14 protein-coding genes are annotated in these 16,858 nt (G+C 65.9%); 2 read left to right on the top strand and 12 right to left on the bottom strand.

The features are described from left to right. Positions 1 to 64: 64 nt before the first annotated feature. Both AC5RVY_RS12145 and dxr read right to left on the bottom strand, forming a co-directional pair. On the bottom strand, positions 65 to 1,396 hold the full coding sequence (locus tag AC5RVY_RS12145) for a M50 family metallopeptidase (RefSeq protein WP_493954958.1): 1,332 nt from the start codon (positions 1,394 to 1,396) through the stop codon (positions 65 to 67). An 18-nt stretch (positions 1,397 to 1,414) separates the two neighbouring features. Then, positions 1,415 to 2,599 carry a 1-deoxy-D-xylulose-5-phosphate reductoisomerase gene (dxr, locus tag AC5RVY_RS12140; RefSeq protein WP_493954957.1) on the bottom strand — a complete coding sequence of 395 codons (1,185 nt, stop codon included), beginning with the start codon at positions 2,597 to 2,599 and terminating at the stop codon, positions 1,415 to 1,417. A gap of 88 nt (positions 2,600 to 2,687) precedes the next feature. Here dxr and AC5RVY_RS12135 point away from each other — a divergent pair, with 88 nt between their 5' ends. Continuing rightward, positions 2,688 to 4,157 (top strand): lipase maturation factor family protein, encoded by a 1,470-nt coding sequence (locus AC5RVY_RS12135; RefSeq protein ID WP_493954956.1) that lies wholly within the window; start codon positions 2,688 to 2,690, stop codon positions 4,155 to 4,157. Here the strand turns inward: AC5RVY_RS12135 and AC5RVY_RS12130 are convergent, their stop codons facing one another. The 7 genes from AC5RVY_RS12130 to AC5RVY_RS12100 are packed head-to-tail and all read right to left on the bottom strand — an operon-like array spanning position 4,158 to position 12,189. Further along, positions 4,158 to 4,997: an HpcH/HpaI aldolase/citrate lyase family protein gene (locus tag AC5RVY_RS12130; RefSeq protein ID WP_493954955.1), complete on the bottom strand. Its 840-nt coding sequence runs from the start codon at positions 4,995 to 4,997 to the stop codon at positions 4,158 to 4,160. Further along, positions 4,994 to 5,557 carry a MaoC family dehydratase gene (locus AC5RVY_RS12125; protein ID WP_493954954.1) on the bottom strand — a complete coding sequence of 188 codons (564 nt, stop codon included), beginning with the start codon at positions 5,555 to 5,557 and terminating at the stop codon, positions 4,994 to 4,996. Before AC5RVY_RS12125 ends, AC5RVY_RS12130 begins: the two co-directional genes overlap by 4 nt. After that, the gene (locus AC5RVY_RS12120; protein ID WP_493954953.1) at positions 5,554 to 6,327 is read right to left on the bottom strand and encodes a CoA transferase subunit B; all 774 of its coding nucleotides are present in this window, start codon (positions 6,325 to 6,327) and stop codon (positions 5,554 to 5,556) included. Before AC5RVY_RS12120 ends, AC5RVY_RS12125 begins: the two co-directional genes overlap by 4 nt. Positions 6,328 to 6,329: 2 nt before the next feature. Further along, positions 6,330 to 7,166 carry a CoA transferase subunit A gene (locus AC5RVY_RS12115; protein WP_493954952.1) on the bottom strand — a complete coding sequence of 279 codons (837 nt, stop codon included), beginning with the start codon at positions 7,164 to 7,166 and terminating at the stop codon, positions 6,330 to 6,332. Positions 7,167 to 7,199: 33 nt separating this feature from the next. Next, positions 7,200 to 8,363 (bottom strand): acyl-CoA dehydrogenase family protein, encoded by a 1,164-nt coding sequence (locus AC5RVY_RS12110; RefSeq protein WP_493954951.1) that lies wholly within the window; start codon positions 8,361 to 8,363, stop codon positions 7,200 to 7,202. Between the two features lie 2 nt (positions 8,364 to 8,365). Continuing rightward, the gene (locus tag AC5RVY_RS12105) at positions 8,366 to 10,576 is read right to left on the bottom strand and encodes an acetyl/propionyl/methylcrotonyl-CoA carboxylase subunit alpha (RefSeq protein ID WP_493954950.1); all 2,211 of its coding nucleotides are present in this window, start codon (positions 10,574 to 10,576) and stop codon (positions 8,366 to 8,368) included. A gap of 5 nt (positions 10,577 to 10,581) precedes the next feature. After that, entirely contained in the window at positions 10,582 to 12,189 is a 1,608-nt protein-coding gene (locus tag AC5RVY_RS12100) for a carboxyl transferase domain-containing protein (RefSeq protein ID WP_493954949.1), read from the bottom strand. A gap of 145 nt (positions 12,190 to 12,334) precedes the next feature. On the opposite strand from AC5RVY_RS12100, the gene AC5RVY_RS12095 reads away from it, so the two are divergent. Continuing rightward, a complete protein-coding gene (locus AC5RVY_RS12095) occupies positions 12,335 to 13,060 on the top strand; it encodes an SACE_7040 family transcriptional regulator (RefSeq protein WP_493954948.1) in 726 nt (241 codons plus the stop codon). Between the two features lie 133 nt (positions 13,061 to 13,193). Here the strand turns inward: AC5RVY_RS12095 and AC5RVY_RS12090 are convergent, their stop codons facing one another. From AC5RVY_RS12090 to pdhA, 3 genes are read right to left on the bottom strand one after another with little or no spacing between them, the layout of a single operon-like run. Continuing rightward, complete coding sequence (locus AC5RVY_RS12090) at positions 13,194 to 14,648, bottom strand: dihydrolipoamide acetyltransferase family protein (protein ID WP_493954947.1); 1,455 nt, start codon at positions 14,646 to 14,648, stop codon at positions 13,194 to 13,196. Further along, positions 14,645 to 15,655: an alpha-ketoacid dehydrogenase subunit beta gene (locus AC5RVY_RS12085; protein WP_493954946.1), complete on the bottom strand. Its 1,011-nt coding sequence runs from the start codon at positions 15,653 to 15,655 to the stop codon at positions 14,645 to 14,647. Before AC5RVY_RS12085 ends, AC5RVY_RS12090 begins: the two co-directional genes overlap by 4 nt. Next, positions 15,655 to 16,836, bottom strand: a complete 1,182-nt coding sequence (gene pdhA / locus AC5RVY_RS12080; protein WP_493954945.1) for a pyruvate dehydrogenase (acetyl-transferring) E1 component subunit alpha — start codon at positions 16,834 to 16,836, stop codon at positions 15,655 to 15,657. The genes AC5RVY_RS12085 and pdhA overlap by 1 nt, the downstream gene beginning before the upstream one ends. Between the last annotated feature and the right edge of the window lie 22 nt (positions 16,837 to 16,858).

Below are 16,858 nucleotides of genomic sequence, written 5' to 3'. Positions count from 1 at the left end.
GACCAGAGGCCGTCCCCCGCGTATGCCCGGGCGTATGCCGCAGGCCATTACAGCAACAGAATCGTCACCCGAAGAGGTTCACTGGCTTGACGATGTCGGCGTAGATGAGAAGTGCACTCATACCCATCAATAACGCGGCCACCACGTAGGTCACCGGAAGGAGCTTGGCAATATCGAAGGCTCCCGGGTCCGGCTTGCCGAACAGTTTGGCCAGCTGGCGCCTGGCGCCTTCGTAGAGCGCGCCGGCAACGTGACCGCCGTCGAGGGGCAACAGCGGGACCAGGTTGAAGACCGCCAGCGCAAAGTTCAGCCCGGCCAACAGTCCGATCAGGGTTGCTACCCGCGACTGGACGGGAATCTCCTCCATGGCCGCCACTTCGCCGGCCACCCTGCCCACGCCCACCACGCTGATGGGCCCGTTCGGGTCCCGTGGTTCCTCGCTGAACGCTGCCTTCGCCACGCCCACCACCCGGGCGGGCAGGTTGAAGATCACGCCTGCCACCTGTTTGATGTTCTCCCCCGCCATGGGCAGCACGGACGACGCCGGCTGGGCCACCAGTTCGGTCTGCGCACCGATACCGAGGAAGCCGACGTCCTGGTACAGGAGGTTGCCGGCATCGTCCGTCGCCTGCCGGCCGTCCACTCCGATGATGGGCCGGGCAGACAGGACGGGGGTCACGGTGGTGGACACCGGTGAGCCGTCCCGCTCAACGGTGATGGCTACCTCGCGTCCGGCGGAGGCACGGATCCACTCGGTCAACTGGTCCCAGCTGGTGACGGTCTTCCCGTCGAAGGAGGTGACGGTATCGTTCGGCTTAAGGCCGGCGGCGGCGGCGGGAGTGAGCCGGCAGTCGGCAGAATCGGGGTCCACTGTTTCGCCGGCCGCCACCTGGCACTTGGAGACGTCCGAGATGGTGGTGGTAGCTGTGGCCATACCGAATCCCATCAGCAGTACAGCCGTCAGGATGACTCCCAGGATGATGTTCATGGCCGGCCCGCCCAGCATCACGATGATCTTTTTCCACACCGGAAGCCGGTAGAAAACCCGGTTTTCATCGCCCGGGCCCACTTCCTCGTGCGCCATCGACCGGGCTTCGGTGGCCAGGGTCTGGAACATTCCGGTGCTGGAGGGACGGACGGAGCCGTCCTCCTTGTTGGGCGGATACATCCCGATCATGGACACATAGCCGCCCAGCGGGATCGCTTTCACGCCGTACTCGGTTTCGCCCCTGCGCCGCGACCAGAGGGTAGGGCCGAAGCCGATCATGTACTTGGTGACACGGACCTTGAAGAGCTTGGCGGGCAGGAGGTGGCCCACTTCGTGGAGCGCGATGGAGGCGGCGATGCCGATAGCCACGAAGACGACGCCGAGGATAAAGAGGAGAACGGGGGTCATGGAGGTGCTTGCTGCTTCCTAGAGACTGCTGACTGCTAAACGTTCATTGGCGCGGGCACGTGCCCAGTTCTCAGCATCCAGCACGGATTCCACCGTCAGCCCGGAGGACCCTGGGTGTTCGCTGAGAACTGCTGCGACGGTGTCCACGATGTCGGTGAACCGGATGCGGCCTGCATGGAATGCCGTGACGGCTTCCTCGTTGGCGGCGTTGAAGACCGCCGGGAAGGTGCTGCCCTGTTTGGCGGCATCCTTGGCCAGGTCCACTGCCGGGAACGCCGCCACGTCCAAAGGCTCGAAAGTCCAGGTGGCCGCCTGGGTCCAGTCGCAGGCAGCGGCCGCTTTGGGCACCCTGTCCGGCCAGCCCAGGCCCAGTGCTATGGGGAGGCGCATGTCCGGCGGCGAGGCCTGGGCGATGATGGAGCCGTCGATGAACTGGACCATGGAGTGCACCACGGACTGGGGGTGGACCACCACGTCGATCCGGTCCAGCGGCACGTCGAAGAGCAGGTGGGCTTCGATGACTTCCAGCCCTTTGTTGACCAGGGTGGCGGAGTTTGTGGTGACCATAACCCCCATGTCCCAGGTGGGGTGGGCCAGCGCTTCCTGTGGAGTGACCTCGTGGAGTTCCTCCCGGTTCCGGCCGCGGAACGGGCCGCCGGAGGCTGTGAGGATCAGTTTCTCCACCTCGGCTGCCGAGCCCGAACGCAGGCATTGGGCGATCGCTGAATGTTCAGAGTCCACCGGAACGATCTGGCCTTCGCTGGCCGCTGCCTTGACCAGTTCCCCGCCCACGATCAGGGATTCCTTGTTGGCCAGGGCCAGGGTGGCGCCGGACTTGAGCGCCGCGAGGGTGGGCGCCAGTCCGATGGAGCCGGTAATCCCGTTGAGCACCACGTCCGCTTCGACCTCGGCGATCCTGGTGGAGGCCTCCGGCCCGGTGATGATTTCCGGCCGGTAGCCGCGTTTCCCCGCCGCGGCAGCCGCCTCGGCCACCAGCGTTGCGAGTTCGCCGGCGTCGCCCCCGGCAATGCCAATGGCGCCTGCGCCGGTATGCACGGCCTGGCGGGCGAGGAGTTCGAGGTTGCCACCCCCCGCGCTCAGCGCCACCACCTCGAAAAGGTGGGGGGCGCCGTCGACGACGTCAATCGCCTGGGTGCCGATGGAGCCGGTGGATCCGAGGAGGGCGATCTTGCGTGGCTGCATTGGTTAAGTATCGCGCACCATCCTTGGCCCGCTGAGCCTTGACCCAAGGCTCCTTGACCACAGGACGGCCGGGCGTAACGTGGAATGCGTGGACTGGCTCTCATGGTTTGACGCGCCGGACTACGAGTTCGCCCGGCAGGTGCTGCAGCGCGGCGTGGCAGCACTGTATTTTGTTGCATTCCTGTCCTCGCTGAACCAGTTCCCGGCGTTGCTGGGTGAGCGGGGCCTCTTGCCGGTGCCGGAGTACCTTGCCGCGTTCGTCCGCTGGCGCCGGCCCACCCTCTTCCGCTGGCGGTATTCGGACCGGTTGTTGCGGATGGTGTGCGCCGTTGGACTGATCGTGTCGGCGCTGCTGGTGGCTGGCATCCCGCAGCTGGGGCCGCCATGGGTTCCGATGATTGCGTTCCTGGCCCTGTGGCTGCTTTACATGTCCATCGTGAACGTGGGCCAGACGTTCTACGGCTTTGGCTGGGAGATGCTGCTGCTGGAGGCGGGATTTACCGTGGCCTTCCTGGGCTCAAACCAGACGGACCCTCCGCGCACCATCCTGCTCCTGATCGTCTGGCTCGTCTTCCGGCTCGAATTCGGCGCGGGCATGATCAAAATCCGCGGCGGCAGGGAATGGCGCGACCTGACCGCCCTTTACTACCACCACGAAACACAGCCGATGCCGGGGCCCCTGAGCCGGCAGGCGCACCTGCTGCCCAAGCCCCTCCACAAGGTGGAAGTGCTGGGTAACCATTTCGCCCAGCTGGTGGTGCCGTTCTTCCTGTTCGCGCCGCAGCCGGTGGCCAGCGTGGCCGCGGCAGTGGTCATCCTCACCCAGTTGTGGCTTGTTGCCAGCGGCAACTTTGCCTGGCTGAACTGGATCGCCATCGTGCTGGCCTTCGCGGCGGTCAGCGATCCCGTGGCCCACGCAGTGTTCCCGGCGATTCCGCTGGACTGGCATGGGGATGCCGGCGCTGACCGGGAAACCCCGCTGTGGTGGCTGGTCATCACGCTGGCGGTCACTGCGCTGCTGGTGGTCCTCAGTTACTGGCCGCTGCGCAACCTGTTCTCCAGCCGCCAGCTGATGAATGCCAGCTTCAACCGCTGGCAGCTGGTTAACACTTATGGGGCATTTGGCTCCGTGACGAAGCAACGGATTGAAATTGTCGTGGAAGGAACGCTTGACGAGAGTCCGGACGATTCGTCCGATTGGCGCGAGTACGGCTTCAAAGGCAAGCCGGGCGACGTGCGCCGGCTCCCCCGGCAGTGGGCGCCCTACCACCTGCGGCTGGACTGGCTGATGTGGTTCCTGCCGTTGCGGACCGTCCACGAGGAGTGGTTTTACGCCTTCCTGGGCAAGCTGCTTGAGGCGGACCGCCAGACGCTGCGGCTCCTCCGCGATGACCCGTTCGACGGCGCCGCCCCGCACTGGGTGCGCGTGCGCAGCTATCGGTACCGGTTCTCAACCCGGAAGGAGTTCCGGGAGACCGGGAACCGATGGGTGCGGACGCTGCTGTACGAGCCCATTCCCCCGTTGTCGCTGCGGCGCTCCAGCGGGCGGCAACGGTAGCTAGGCATCCACAGCGGCGCGCCGGATGATCTCTTGGGCGTGCTTGAGGATGGGACCGTCGATCATCTTCCCCTCATACTGGAAGACTCCCGACCCGGCTGATGCTGCAGCATCCAGGAGGGCTTGAGCTGCAGCCACCTCGTCCTCGGAAGGCGCGTAGGCCTTGCGGACTACGGCCGCCTGGCTGGGGTGGATGCAGGCCTTGGAGCTGAACCCCGAGGCCACGGCATCGGCTGCTTCGGCCGCCAACCCATCCAGGTCTGGAATGTTGGTATAGACGGCATCCACGGCTTCCTTGCCGAAGGCCCTTGCCGCCAGCAGCACCGACGAGCGGGCGTGCAGCGCCACCGCCCGGTAGCCGCCGTCGTCCTTCCGGCTGGATGTGCCTCCCAGCGTCGCCAACAGGTCCTCGGCCCCCCACATCAGCCCCACCACGTTGGGGGCGGCGGCGATGGCCGCGGCGTTGAGCACGCCCAGCGCTGTTTCACACAGCGCGATCACCTGGTAGCCCTCCAGCGCCTTGAGCTGGTCGGCTGATTCGGCTTTGGCCAGCATGACCGTGCGGTAGGGGGTGTGGGCCAGGCAGTGCAGATCCTTTTCGAAGTCCTCGGTGCCTACCGGATTGACCCTGACGATGGTGCAGCTGGGTTCAAGTTCGGGTTCCACGCCGGTGGTTCCCAGCTGGGCGAGGATGGCGCCGCGCGCGCGCTGCTTGTCCGCGGGGGCAACGGCGTCCTCCAGATCAAGGATGACGGCGTCCGCCCGCGCGGCAGCCTTCTGGTAGCGCTCCGGCCGGTCGGCAGGGCAAAAAAGCAGGGCGGGGCCCATCACGAAAGTCATACCGGTATTGTCCCTCCTTGGCCGCCGGACTGCTGCCGGTGCGCTTCCCGGGTCCACATCAGGCAGCTGCGGGTGGCCAGGGCCACCACTGTGCCGTCCTGGTTGCGGCCCGTGTGCTCCATGGTGACGATGCCCTGGCCTGGCCGGGATGAGGACAGCCGCTTCCCGCTGATCACGGTCTCGGTGTAGAGGGTGTCGCCGTGGTAGAGCGGATGCGGGAAAGAAACGGCCGTCAGGCCCAGCTGGGCGATGATGGTTCCCTGGGTCAGCTGCGACACGGACTGGCCCACCACTGTGGCCAGCGTGAACATGGAGTTCACCAGCCGCTGGCCAAAGGGCTGCCCGGCGCTCCAGGCAGCATCCAGGTGCAGGGCCTGCGTGTTCATGGTGAGCGTGGTGAACAGGACGTTGTCCGCTTCAGTGACCGTCCGGCCGGGCCGGTGGGCGTACAGCACCCCCTCCTCCAGCTCATCGAAGTACAGCCCGCGCTGCTCAATGGTGCGGAGCTCCCCCGTGTTGGAACCCGTGGTTGAGCCGGCCGAAGCCCCGTCATCCGTCATACGGTCAGTTCCCGGTCTTCCTCGAAGAGTTCGGCGCCGGTGGCGGCGGCCACGTCCTCCACTGAAACGTTGGGTGCCAGTTCGCGCAGCACCAGGCGGGAGCCTGACTCGTCCGCGATGACGTCGATGACTGCCAGGTCCGTGATGATGCGGTCCACGCAACCCTTGCCGGTGAGGGGCAGGGAGCACTGCTTGACGATTTTCGGGTTCCCGTTGCGGTCAACGTGTTCCATCATCACGATGACCTTTTTGGCGCCGAACACCAGGTCCATCGCGCCGCCCATGCCCTTGACCATCTTGCCTGGAATCATCCAGTTGGCGAGATCGCCGTTCTCGGCCACCTCCATGGCTCCCAGGACTGCCACGTCCACATGGCCGCCGCGGATCATGCCGAAGGAAGTGGCGGAATCGAAGAACGCGGCACCCTTATTGACCGTGACGGTTTCCTTGCCGGCGTTGATCAGGTCCGGGTCAACGGCATCCTCCGCGGGATAGGGTCCGACGCCGAGGATCCCGTTTTCGGAATGCAGCACCACTTCAACGCCCGCGGGAATGTAGTTGGGAATCAGGGTGGGCATGCCGATACCGAGGTTGACGTATTGCCCGTTGCTGAGCTCTCGTGCCACGCGGGCGGCCAGTTCGTTCCTGGTCCAGCCTTTGGCCTCCGAGGTGTCATGTCCGTCACTGGGGGCGTCGTGCTGGGAGGCTGCGCGGCGGTACTCGGGACGGACCCCTTCGGGCCGCGGGGCATAGGGGCTGTTAGGGTCCATGGCTAGGCTCCTGCCTGCGTGTTGCTGCCGGTTTGGTTGCTGCCGTCCGTGCTGGAGGTGTTCCGGTGGGTGCCGTTTCCGGACGGGGCCGCGAGGGCAACTGTCCTCTTCTCGATACGTTTCTCTGCATTGGCCGCCAGCACTACCCGCTGGACGAAGATGCCCGGGGTATGGATGTGTTCAGGGTCCAACTCCCCGGGCTCTACGAGTTCCTCCACCTCCGCAATAGTGATCCGCCCCGCCATGGCGCACAGCGGGTTGAAGTTCATGGCCGTGGCATGGAATACCAGGTTCCCGTGCCGGTCGCCCTTCCACGCGTGGACCAGCCCGAAGTCCGGCGTCAACGCCTCCTCCAGCACGTAGTCCACCCCGGCGAAGGAGCGCACCTCCTTCGGTGCGGACGCGATCGCAATCCCGCCCTCGGCGTCGTATTTTTGCGGCAGGCCGCCCTCGGACACCTGGGTGCCCACACCGGCCTTGGTGTAAAAAGCCGGTACGCCGGCACCGCCGGCGCGGAGCTTTTCGGCCAGCGTCCCCTGCGGCGTGAGGACCACCTCGAGCTCGCCGGCCAGGTACTGCCGGGCGAACTCCTTGTTCTCGCCCACATAGGAGCTGATAGTGCGGCGAATCCGACCGTCCCGCAGCAGGATGCCCAGGCCCCAGTCGTCCACGCCGCAGTTGTTGCTCACCGTTTCCAGCTCCGAGGTTCCTGCCTTATGCAGGGCGTCGATGAGCGCTACCGGGATTCCGCACAGACCGAAACCGCCCACCGCCAGCGATGCGCCATCCGGGATGTCCGCTACTGCTTCCTCTGCAGTGGCAACAACCTTGTTAATCATCGGTGATCCTTTCAGGCCGGCTAATCCCAGTTACTACAGACCCAATTCACGGGCGATCAGCATCAGCTGGACCTCCGTGGTGCCCTCCCCGACTTCAAGGATCTTGGAGTCGCGGTAGTGGCGTGCCACGGTGAACTCGTTGATGAAGCCATAGCCGCCGAACACCTGGGTGGCATCCCGTGCATTGTCCATGGCTGCCTCGCCTGCGACCATCTTAGCGATGGCCGCCTGGGTCTTGAACGGCTTTCCGGCAAGCATGCGGAAGGCCGCATCGTAGTAGGCCAGGCGGGCGGTATGCGCCCGCGCCTCCATGCGGGCGATCTTGAACGAGACGCCCTGGTACTTGCCGATCCGGTGCCCGAAGGCGCTGCGTTCCTTGGCATATTTGACCGACAGGTCCACACATCCCTGGGCTGCGCCGGTGGCCAGGGCCGCGATGGCGATGCGGCCCTCGTCCAGGATGGACAGGAAGTTGGCGTAACCGCGGCCTTCCACACCCAGCAGGTTTGCTTCCGGTACCCGGACGTCCTTCAGGGTCAGCGGATGGGTATCGGAGGCGTTCCAGCCCACCTTGTTGTAGGGCTTTTCGGCCTTGAAGCCCGGGGTGTCGGTGGGGACCAGGATGGTGGAGATTTCCTTCGCGATGGACCCGTCTCCGCGTTCCTTCCGGCCGGTGACGGCGGTGACGGTAACCAGCCTGGTGATGTCCGTCCCGGAGTTGGTGATGAACTCTTTATTGCCGTTGACCACCCACTCGCCTCCTTCCCGCCGGGCGGAGGTCTTCGTGCCGCCGGCGTCAGATCCCGCCTCCGGTTCGGTGAGGCCAAAACCGGCGAGCGCCTGGCCGGACGCGAGCATGGGGAGCCATTCCTGCTTCTGCTCCTCCGTGCCGAAACGGTAAACGGGCATGGCCCCCAGTGACACGCCGGCTTCGAGGGTGATCGCGACCGACTGGTCCACACGGCCAAGCTGCTCCAGTGCGAGGGCCAGGGCGAAGTAGTCCCCGCCCATTCCCCCGAATTCCTCCGGGAAGGGCAGTCCGAACAGGCCCATCTCCCCCATCTGCTTAACCACCTCGTACGGGAAGCTGTGCTCCTCGTCGTGCTTTGCTGACACCGGGGCCACCACTTCGTCCGCGAATTCGCGGACGGTGTTGCTGAGGTCCCGGTATTCCTCGCTGAGTTCATAACCTGCCATGCCTAGGCTCCTTTGCCGTGTGATGAATCTGTGCCGGTGGACGGGGCGCTGCTGTCACTGGCGGGATGCGGATGAATGGTGGCCAGCACCTGGTCCGCCTTGACCAGGTCGCCGGGCCTGACGCCCAGATGCACGGTGCCGTCCAGGGGAGCCAGCAGCTGGTGCTCCATCTTCATTGCCTCCACCGAAGCGAGCACCTGCCCCATGGTGACGGCGTCCCCGTCACTGACCGGAACGGACACCACCGTTCCCGGCATAGGCGAGCGGACCGCGGGATCCGCGGCCCCCTCCACCCGCTCGACGGCGGCCAGCACCCGCTCCAGCCGCGACTCGCGCGTCAAGACTTCCAGGCGGCAGGACCAGCCGTCGTTGCCGAGGAACAGTTCGGAAGGTACGCCGGTGGCGGGGAAGCCGCCCGTTGGGGTGGCCGGGCCCTTGAATACTGGCGCGAAGGAGTATGCGCGGGACCGGCCGTCGAGGGTGAGGACCGCCTGCCGGCGGGAAAGGAACTCCAGCCGGGCCGGATGGGCGGGCCCGTTGTCCACTGAGACCATCACCTCGGCGTTTCCTGCCGCGCCGGCGCCACTGCTGCCGCTGATGCGCACCGTTGCCACACCGCCGCCGGGCGTTCCGAGGCTGATCCGGCGTGGCGCCGGGGCGCCGAGCCGCCAGCCGTCCCTGCTGTTCCAGGGGCCGGGGGGCCGCGTGGTGTTGTTCTCTTGTTCTGCAGCGGCGGTAAAGAGTGCCGCCGCCACCAGTTCGGCCTCGCCAACCCTGCGGAAGTCAAGCTCCGGCAGTCTTCGTTCGATCAGGCCGGTGTCGAGGCGGCCGGCGCGGACATCGGGATCGTTGACCAGCAGCCGCAGGTATTCGACGTTGGTGTCCAGTCCCAGCGCTGTGTAGCCGGCGAGCGCCGCGTCAAGGGTGTCCAGGGCGGCGGCGCGGTCCTCCGCCCACGCGATCACCTTGGACATCATGGGATCGTAGCTGGACGACAACTCCAGCCCCTCGATGAGGGACGAATCCACGCGGACCGTGCCCTTGGTTGCCGTCCCTGCCGGCAGTTCCTCCAGCAGGAGCACTGTCCCCGTGGACGGCAGGAAATTCCTCTCGGGCACCTCCGCATAAACACGTGCCTCCACAGCGTGTCCGTGAAGTTCGACGTCGGCCTGCCGGAGGGTGAGTTCCTCGCCGGCTGCGATCCGCACCTGCCATTCCACCAGGTCCACCCCGGTAACCATCTCGGTGACCGGATGCTCCACCTGCAGCCGGGTGTTCATCTCCATGAAGTAGAACTCGTCCGGGGCCTGGTCCGAGACAAGGAACTCCACTGTTCCGGCGCCGCTGTAATTGACGCTGCGGGCGGCGTTGCAGGCGGCCTCGCCGATGCGGGCGCGGATGGCAGTACCATCCGCCAGGCCTTCGAGCAGGGGCGAGGGCGCCTCTTCGATGACTTTCTGGTGCCGGCGCTGCAGGGAGCACTCACGTTCGCCCAGGTGGATGACGTTGCCATGGTTGTCGGCGAGCACCTGCACTTCGATGTGCCGCGGGGCGGACACCAGGCGTTCCAGGAAAAGGGTGTCGTCCCCAAAGGCGCTTGCGGCCACCCGCCGGGCCGTGGCAAGCGTGGCGGGGAGGTCCTCCGGGCGTTCCACTACGTGCATGCCCTTGCCGCCGCCGCCAGCGGAAGGTTTGATCAGCAACGGAAACCCGACAGTGCGGGCCATCTGGAGCAACTGCTCATCCGTCATCCCGGGCTCGGCCACCCCCGGCACCACGGGGACACCGTATCCGGCCACGTGGTTCTTGGACCGGATCTTGTCCCCCATCATGTTCAGGGCCTCGATGCCCGGCCCGATGAAGGTGATGCCTGCCGCTTCCAGGGCGCGGGCGAAGTCGGCGTTTTCGCTGAGGAAGCCGTAGCCCGGGTGCACCGCTTCCGCCCCGGTCCTGCGGCAGGCTTCGATGACGGCCCCGATCTTCAGGTAGCTCTCTGTTGCCGCGGCGGGGCCGATGCGCACGGCAGTGTCAGCTTCGCGCACGTGCCGGGCACCGGCGTCGGCATCGCTGTACACGGCCACCGAACGGATGCCCAGGGCGCGAAGGGTACGGATCACACGGCAGGCGATTTCACCCCGGTTGGCCACCAGGACGGTCCCGAAGAGCGGCTTACTGGGGCTTGAGGTGGTGTTGGTGAGGGAAGGCGTGGTCATACGGCTCACATCCTGAAAAGGCCGAAGGAGGTTTCCGGCAGCGGGGAGCGGGATACAACGTCCAGCGCCAGGCCCAGGACGGTCCGGGTGTCGGCGGGATCTATGACACCGTCATCCCACAACCGCGCCGTGGAGTAGTACGGGCTGCCCTGGTCCTCGTATTGCCGGCGGATGGGCGCCTTGAAGGCCTCCTCGTCCTCGGCGGACCACTCCTGGCCGGCCGCTTCGTACTGCTCACGCTTGACCGTGGCCAGCACTCCGGAGGCCTGGTTGCCGCCCATCACCGAGATGCGGGCCGCCGGCCACATCCAGAGGAACCGCGGTGAATACGCCCGCCCGCACATGGAGTAGTTACCGGCGCCGAAGGAACCCCCGATGACCACCGTCAGCTTGGGTACCCGCGCAGTGGCAACGGCGGTGACCATCTTGGCGCCGTTTTTGGCGATGCCGCCTTGTTCTGCGTCCCGGCCCACCATGAACCCGGAGATGTTCTGCAGGAACACCAGCGGGATCCCGCGCTGGTCACACAGCTCAATAAAGTGGGCGCCTTTGAGCGAGGATTCGCTGAACAGCACGCCGTTGTTGGCCACGATGCCCACGGGGTGCCCGTGCAGCCGCGCGAACCCTGTCACCAGCGTGCTGCCGTACTCCTTCTTGAATTCGTGGAACCGGCTCCCGTCCACCAGCCGGGCGATCACTTCGTGGACATCGTAGGCGGCGTTGACGTCCGTGGGCACGGCACCATAGAGCCCCTCGATACTGGCGGCGGGTTCGACGGCGGCCTCCACCTCCCAGGCGGGCGGGGCGGGGGGCGGCAGCGTGGCCACGATGTCCCTGATGATCTGGAGGGCGTGTTCGTCATTTTCGGCAAGGTGGTCCGTTACGCCGGAAATCCTGGCATGCACTTCCCCGCCGCCCAGCTCTTCGGGGGTGACGATTTCGCCGATCGCCGCCTTCACCAGCGGCGGTCCGCCCAGGAAGATGGTGCCCTGGTTCCTGACGATCACTGTTTCGTCGCTCATGGCGGGTACGTAGGCGCCGCCGGCAGTGCAGGACCCCATCACCGAGGCGATCTGCGGGATCTTGGCCGCCGAGAGCCGCGCCTGGTTGTAGAAAATCCGGCCAAAGTGGTCCCGGTCCGGGAAGACCTCATCCTGTTTGGGCAGGAAGGCGCCGCCTGAGTCCACCAGGTAGATGCAGGGCAGCCGGTTTTCCAGGGCAATTTCCTGGGCCCGCAGGTGCTTCTTGACGGTCATCGGGTAGTAGGTTCCGCCCTTGACCGTGGCGTCATTGGAGATCACCAGCACGTGGCGGCCGTGGACCAGCCCGATACCGGCAATCACGCCCGCGCCCGGGGCCTCGTTGTTGTACATCCCGTTGGCTGCGAGCGGGGCGATCTCCAGGAACGGGCTGCCGTCATCCAGCAGCTGATCGATGCGCTCGCGCGGCAGGAGCTTTCCCCGCGCCACATGGCGCCGGCGGGACTTTTCCGGTCCGCCCAAGGCTGCCTCGGCAAGCCTCTTCCGCAGCTCTTCGGTGAGTTCCAGCTGGGCGGCATGGTTGGATGCGTAGGCCTGGCCCGTTGCATCGAGCCGGGTGGCAAGGGTCTCCATTGACAGTCCGTTCCTGTTCCAATCCGAGTACTTCCAGAGCAACTCGGTTAGCGCCCAATAACTGAAATTCAGGTTAGTCTGTATTAACTGTGAAGTCCAACACATAGCCGCACCCGCCACGTTCTGCGGGATCCGAGGAGGAAATGTGCGCAGCACCGACGCCCCTGCACAGCGCGGCCCATCAGCACTGCCCTCGTCCGCGCCCGGTCCGGCGGCCCAGGACGCACCAACACCGGGCACACCAACACAGCGTCCTTCGGCACCCGCGCCATCAACACAGCGCGGGCAGGCGAAGGAGAGCCGCAGGCAGGCGCTTCTTTCCGCTGCGGCGTCGCTGTTCGCGGTCAACGGGTTCAACCGTGTTTCCCTGGAGGACCTTGGAGCCGCTGCCGGGGTCAGCGGGCCTGCCGTCTACCGGCATTTTCCCGGCAAACAGGCGGTACTTGCCGACCTCCTGGTAACGGTCAGCCAGGAGTTGCTCGACGGCGGCCGCGAGGTTGTGGCCCGCAGCAGCGACCCCGCCTCGGCCTTGCGGCGCCTGGTGGCGTTCCAGGTGGACTTCGCCCTGGGCAAGCCGGACGTTATCCGCGTGCAGGACAGGGATTTCAGCAACCTCCTGGAGCAGGACCAGGCAGCAGTGCGGGAACTTCAACTCAGTTACGTCGAGGTGTGGGTGGAGGTCCTCGCCAAGCTGCACCCGGACACTGACATCGGCGAGCTCCGGATGCGGGCCCATGCCACGTTCGGGCTGATCAACTCCACGCCCCACTCGGTGCGAAGCCACGGCCGCAAGATGGCGGCCCGCTCAGCCCGGCCACTGCTGGAGAGCATGGCCCTGGCAGCGCTGCTGGTGGACGCCCCGCAGGACTAGAACAGCGGCGTCAGAGGAGGCCCTTGGCATAAGAACGGCCCTGGGCCGTATAAACGGTGCGGGGCGGCACCGCCTATGCGGCCCAGGGCCGTTCTGCAAAACTGTTGCCGAACCTGGACCAAGGTTGCCCAACCTAGACCATAGTCAGGACCATTCCCGGGTCCGCGAGGATGGCACCCACATCCGCCAGGAAGCGTGAGCCCTGTTCCCCGTCCACCAGGCGATGGTCAAAGGACAGGCTCAGCGTGAGGACCTGGCGCAGGGCAACCTCACCCTGGTACTCCCATGGCATGTTCCGCACCGCCCCGAGGGCAAGGATGGCGGCCTCCCCCGGGTTGAGGATGGGGGTCCCCGCGTCGATCCCGAAGACGCCGATATTGGTGATGGAGATGGTCCCCCCGGACAGGTCGGCCGGAGTGGTCTTTCCGGCGCGGGCCGTTTCCGTCAGTTCCGCCAAGGCGTCCGCCAGGTGAAGCAGGGACAGGCGATCGGCGTCCTTGATGTTGGGGACAGTGAGTCCCCGCGGTGTTGCTGCTGCGATGCCCAGGTTCACGTAGTTGAAGGTCACGATCTCCTGGTTCGCCTCGTCCCAGCGGGCATTGAGGGCAGGGTTCCGCCGCAGTGCGACCAGGACGGCCTTTGCCGCGAGGGTGAGCGGCGTCAGCTTGTGCCCGGCGAATTCGCGGTTGCCCTTGAGCCTTGCCAGCAGCTCCATGGCGGGAGTCACGTCCACGGTGAGGAATTCGGTCACGTGCGGGGCGGTGAAGGCACTTTCCACCATGGCTGCCGCAGTGAATTTCCGTACCCCCTTGATGGGCGTCCGGGATTCCCGTGCGCCGGGTTGGGACTGCCCTTCCGCCTGAGCAACTGTCTCCCGTGCCGTCCCGCCAGCATTCCCTGATTGTCCATCCACAAAGTGCTGTACGTCCTCACGCGTAATCAGCCCTTGGGGACCAGTCCCGTTCACCACGGCCAGGTCGACGCCCAGGTCCCTGGCGAACTTCCGCACTGGCGGAGTGGACCGCGGCCGGGTTTCGGCAGGCTGAGTATCAGCACCCTTGGTGTCGACAGGCTCGGCGACCGGGCGCATCTTGTGGGATGGCGCGGTCTCGGCCGCCTCAACCACCGGGGCTTTGTCGTCGACGGGCCGCGGGACCCCCATTCGCAAATTGCGGGGGCGCCGCACCGGACGGCCGGAGCTTTCGACGACGGCGCCGTACCCCACCAGGTTGGGTTGCCTCTTAGCAGCCTCGGGCTCGCGCTCCGGCTGTTGCTGTTCTTGCTGTGCCGGGGACGAAACGGAGGTGGCCTGGCTGCCCGCGGAGGGCCCGGCGTCGTCCGCTACTTCGAAGGAGACGATCGGTTTGCCCACCTCCACCACGGTGCCGGGCTGCTCGTGCAGTTCCTTGATGACACCGGCGAACGGTGACGGGAGTTCCACTACGGCTTTGGCTGTTTCCACCTCGGCGATCACCTGGTTCAGCCGGACGGTATCGCCCACCCCCACCTTCCAGCTGAGGATTTCCGATTCGGTGAGTCCTTCCCCCAGATCCGGGAGCCGGAATTCCTTGATCATGGTGCCGCTCATCCTTCCAGCCCGCTGAGTGAGTTCGGCCGGCCCATGGCCCGGTCCACGCCGTCGAGGATCCGGTCCAGGCCCGGCAGGTGGTGCATCTCCAGCTTGGAATACGGGTACGGGATGTCGAAGCCGGTGACCCGGACCGGGGCCGCCTCCAGGTAGTAGAAGCACCGTTCGGTGATGCTGGCTGCCACCTCTGCGCCGAGGCCGCCCGACTGGCCGGCTTCGTGGGTCACCACCAGGCGGCCGGTCTTGCGGACGGAGGCCACAACCGTGTCGTAGTCGACGGGTGCCAGCGAGCGCAGGTCGATGACCTCGATGGAAATCCCTTCATCCGCGGCGGCGAGCGCAGCATCCGTGGCGGTTTTGACGAGCGGGCCGTATGCCACCAGCGTTACGTCGGCGCCTTCGTTGAGCACCCTGGCCTGGTCCATGGGCAAGGCGGTTGCCGGATCAAGAGACTCGTCAACCTCGCCCTTGTCGTGGTAGCGGCGCTTGGGCTCGAAGTACAGCACGGGGTCATCGCAGGAGATGGCCTGTTGGATGACGGTGTGCGCGTCCTGCGGGTTGGAGACGGTCACCACGCGCAGGCCGGATGTGTGGGTGAAGTAGGCTTCCGGGGATTCCGAATGGTGCTCGGGTGAGCCGATGCCGCCGCCGAAGGGGACCCTGATGGTGATGGGCATTTTGACGGCCCCGCGGGTGCGGTAATGCAGTTTGGCCACCTGGCTGACGATCTGGTCAAACGCGGGGTAGATAAACCCGTCGAACTGGATTTCCACCACGGGGCGGTAGCCGCGGTAGGCCAACCCCACGGCGGTTCCCACTATGGCAGACTCAGCCAGCGGGGTGTCCACAACCCGGTGCCGGCCGAAGTCCTTCTGCAGCCCGTCCGTCACCCTGAACACGCCGCCCAACGCGCCGATGTCCTCGCCCAGGAGGACTACTTTGGGATCATTCTCCAAGGACTTGCGAAGGCCGGCGTTGATGGCGCGGGCAAAGGTCATCTGGGTCATCAGCGTGCACCTTCTTCTGATACGGCTTCCGCGGGGTCACCGAAGGAAGCCAGGTAACGGGCGTAATGGTCCTGCTGCCGGTCCAGCCAGGAGTTGGGCGTGCTGTAGACGTGCTTGAAAACGTCCAGCGGCTGCGGGTCCGGCATGGAGGTGCAGCCCGTGCGCATTTCCTTGGCGACGGCGTCGGCCTTGTCCCGGACCTGCTGCTGCAGTTCCGGCGTCAATAGGCCTTTGCGGTCCAGCAGTGCCTCAACGCGGCTGATTGGGTCCTTCGCCGCCCAGTCCTCGAGTTCGTTGGCGTCCCGGTAGCGGGTGGGGTCATCGGCTGTGGTGTGCGGGCCCATCCTATAGCTGACCGCCTCAATGAAGGTGGGGCCGCCGCCGCGCCGCGCCCGGTCCAGGGCAACCCTGGTTGCAGCCATGACGGCCAGGACGTCGTTCCCGTCCACCCGCAGGCTGGGGATGCCGAATCCGGCGGCCCTGTCCGCCAGCTGGATGTGCGATTGAAGCCGAACCGGTTCGGAGATGGCCCAGTGGTTGTTGGTGCAGAAAAACACCACCGGGACCTGAAAGCTCGCGGCGAACACCATGGCTTCGTTGACGTCGCCCTCGCTGGTGGCACCGTCACCGAAGTACGTCACCGCCACGGAATCTGCGCCGTCATTCTGGATGCCCATGGCGTAACCGGTGGCGTGTAGCGTCTGGGCCCCGATGATGATCTGCGGCGTAGCCATGTTGATGGAGTAGGGATCCCAGCCCGACGAAGCGTTGCCGCGCCAGACCCGCACAATGTCCGTGAGGTCAACGCCCCGGCAGTACGCAACGCCGTTTTCCCGGTAACTCGAGAACACGAAGTCATCTGCGCGCAGGGCTCTGCCGGAACCGATCTGCGCGGCTTCCTGCCCCAGCAGCGGCGGCCACAGTGCCAGCTCACCCTGGCGCTGCAGGGCCGTGGCTTCGACGTCGATGCGCCGGATGACGGTCATGTCCTCGAAAAGCGAGCACAGATGCTCGTCGGTAATGTCCTGCAACCAGGGATCGAATTCCGGATGGCTGATCCGCTCCCCTGACGGGGTGATCAGCTGGAGAAGTCCCCGTCCGGGACTTGGCACATCCGCGCCGCTGATCCCAGCAGCGCCGGGGGCACTTCCGCTGTCCTGGCCCATTCTGTCTGTAGACACGATAGCCGCAACCTCTCACGTC

Source organism: Arthrobacter sp. Ha26, from assembly GCF_059091705.1.
Note: the sequence above shows the minus strand (reverse complement) of the source record. Positions and strands in the feature narration are given on the sequence as shown.

Coding starts and splice junctions, on each gene's coding strand:
- AC5RVY_RS12145 (WP_493954958.1), bottom strand. CDS start 1,396: ATGACCCCCGTTCTCCTCTTTATCCTCGGCGTCGTCTTCGTGGCTATC.
- dxr (WP_493954957.1), bottom strand. CDS start 2,599: ATGCAGCCACGCAAGATCGCCCTCCTCGGATCCACCGGCTCCATCGGC.
- AC5RVY_RS12130 (WP_493954955.1), bottom strand. CDS start 4,997: ATGACTTTCGTGATGGGCCCCGCCCTGCTTTTTTGCCCTGCCGACCGG.
- AC5RVY_RS12125 (WP_493954954.1), bottom strand. CDS start 5,557: ATGACGGATGACGGGGCTTCGGCCGGCTCAACCACGGGTTCCAACACG.
- AC5RVY_RS12120 (WP_493954953.1), bottom strand. CDS start 6,327: ATGGACCCTAACAGCCCCTATGCCCCGCGGCCCGAAGGGGTCCGTCCC.
- AC5RVY_RS12115 (WP_493954952.1), bottom strand. CDS start 7,166: ATGATTAACAAGGTTGTTGCCACTGCAGAGGAAGCAGTAGCGGACATC.
- AC5RVY_RS12110 (WP_493954951.1), bottom strand. CDS start 8,363: ATGGCAGGTTATGAACTCAGCGAGGAATACCGGGACCTCAGCAACACC.
- AC5RVY_RS12105 (WP_493954950.1), bottom strand. CDS start 10,576: ATGACCACGCCTTCCCTCACCAACACCACCTCAAGCCCCAGTAAGCCG.
- AC5RVY_RS12100 (WP_493954949.1), bottom strand. CDS start 12,189: ATGGAGACCCTTGCCACCCGGCTCGATGCAACGGGCCAGGCCTACGCA.
- AC5RVY_RS12090 (WP_493954947.1), bottom strand. CDS start 14,648: ATGAGCGGCACCATGATCAAGGAATTCCGGCTCCCGGATCTGGGGGAA.
- AC5RVY_RS12085 (WP_493954946.1), bottom strand. CDS start 15,655: ATGACCCAGATGACCTTTGCCCGCGCCATCAACGCCGGCCTTCGCAAG.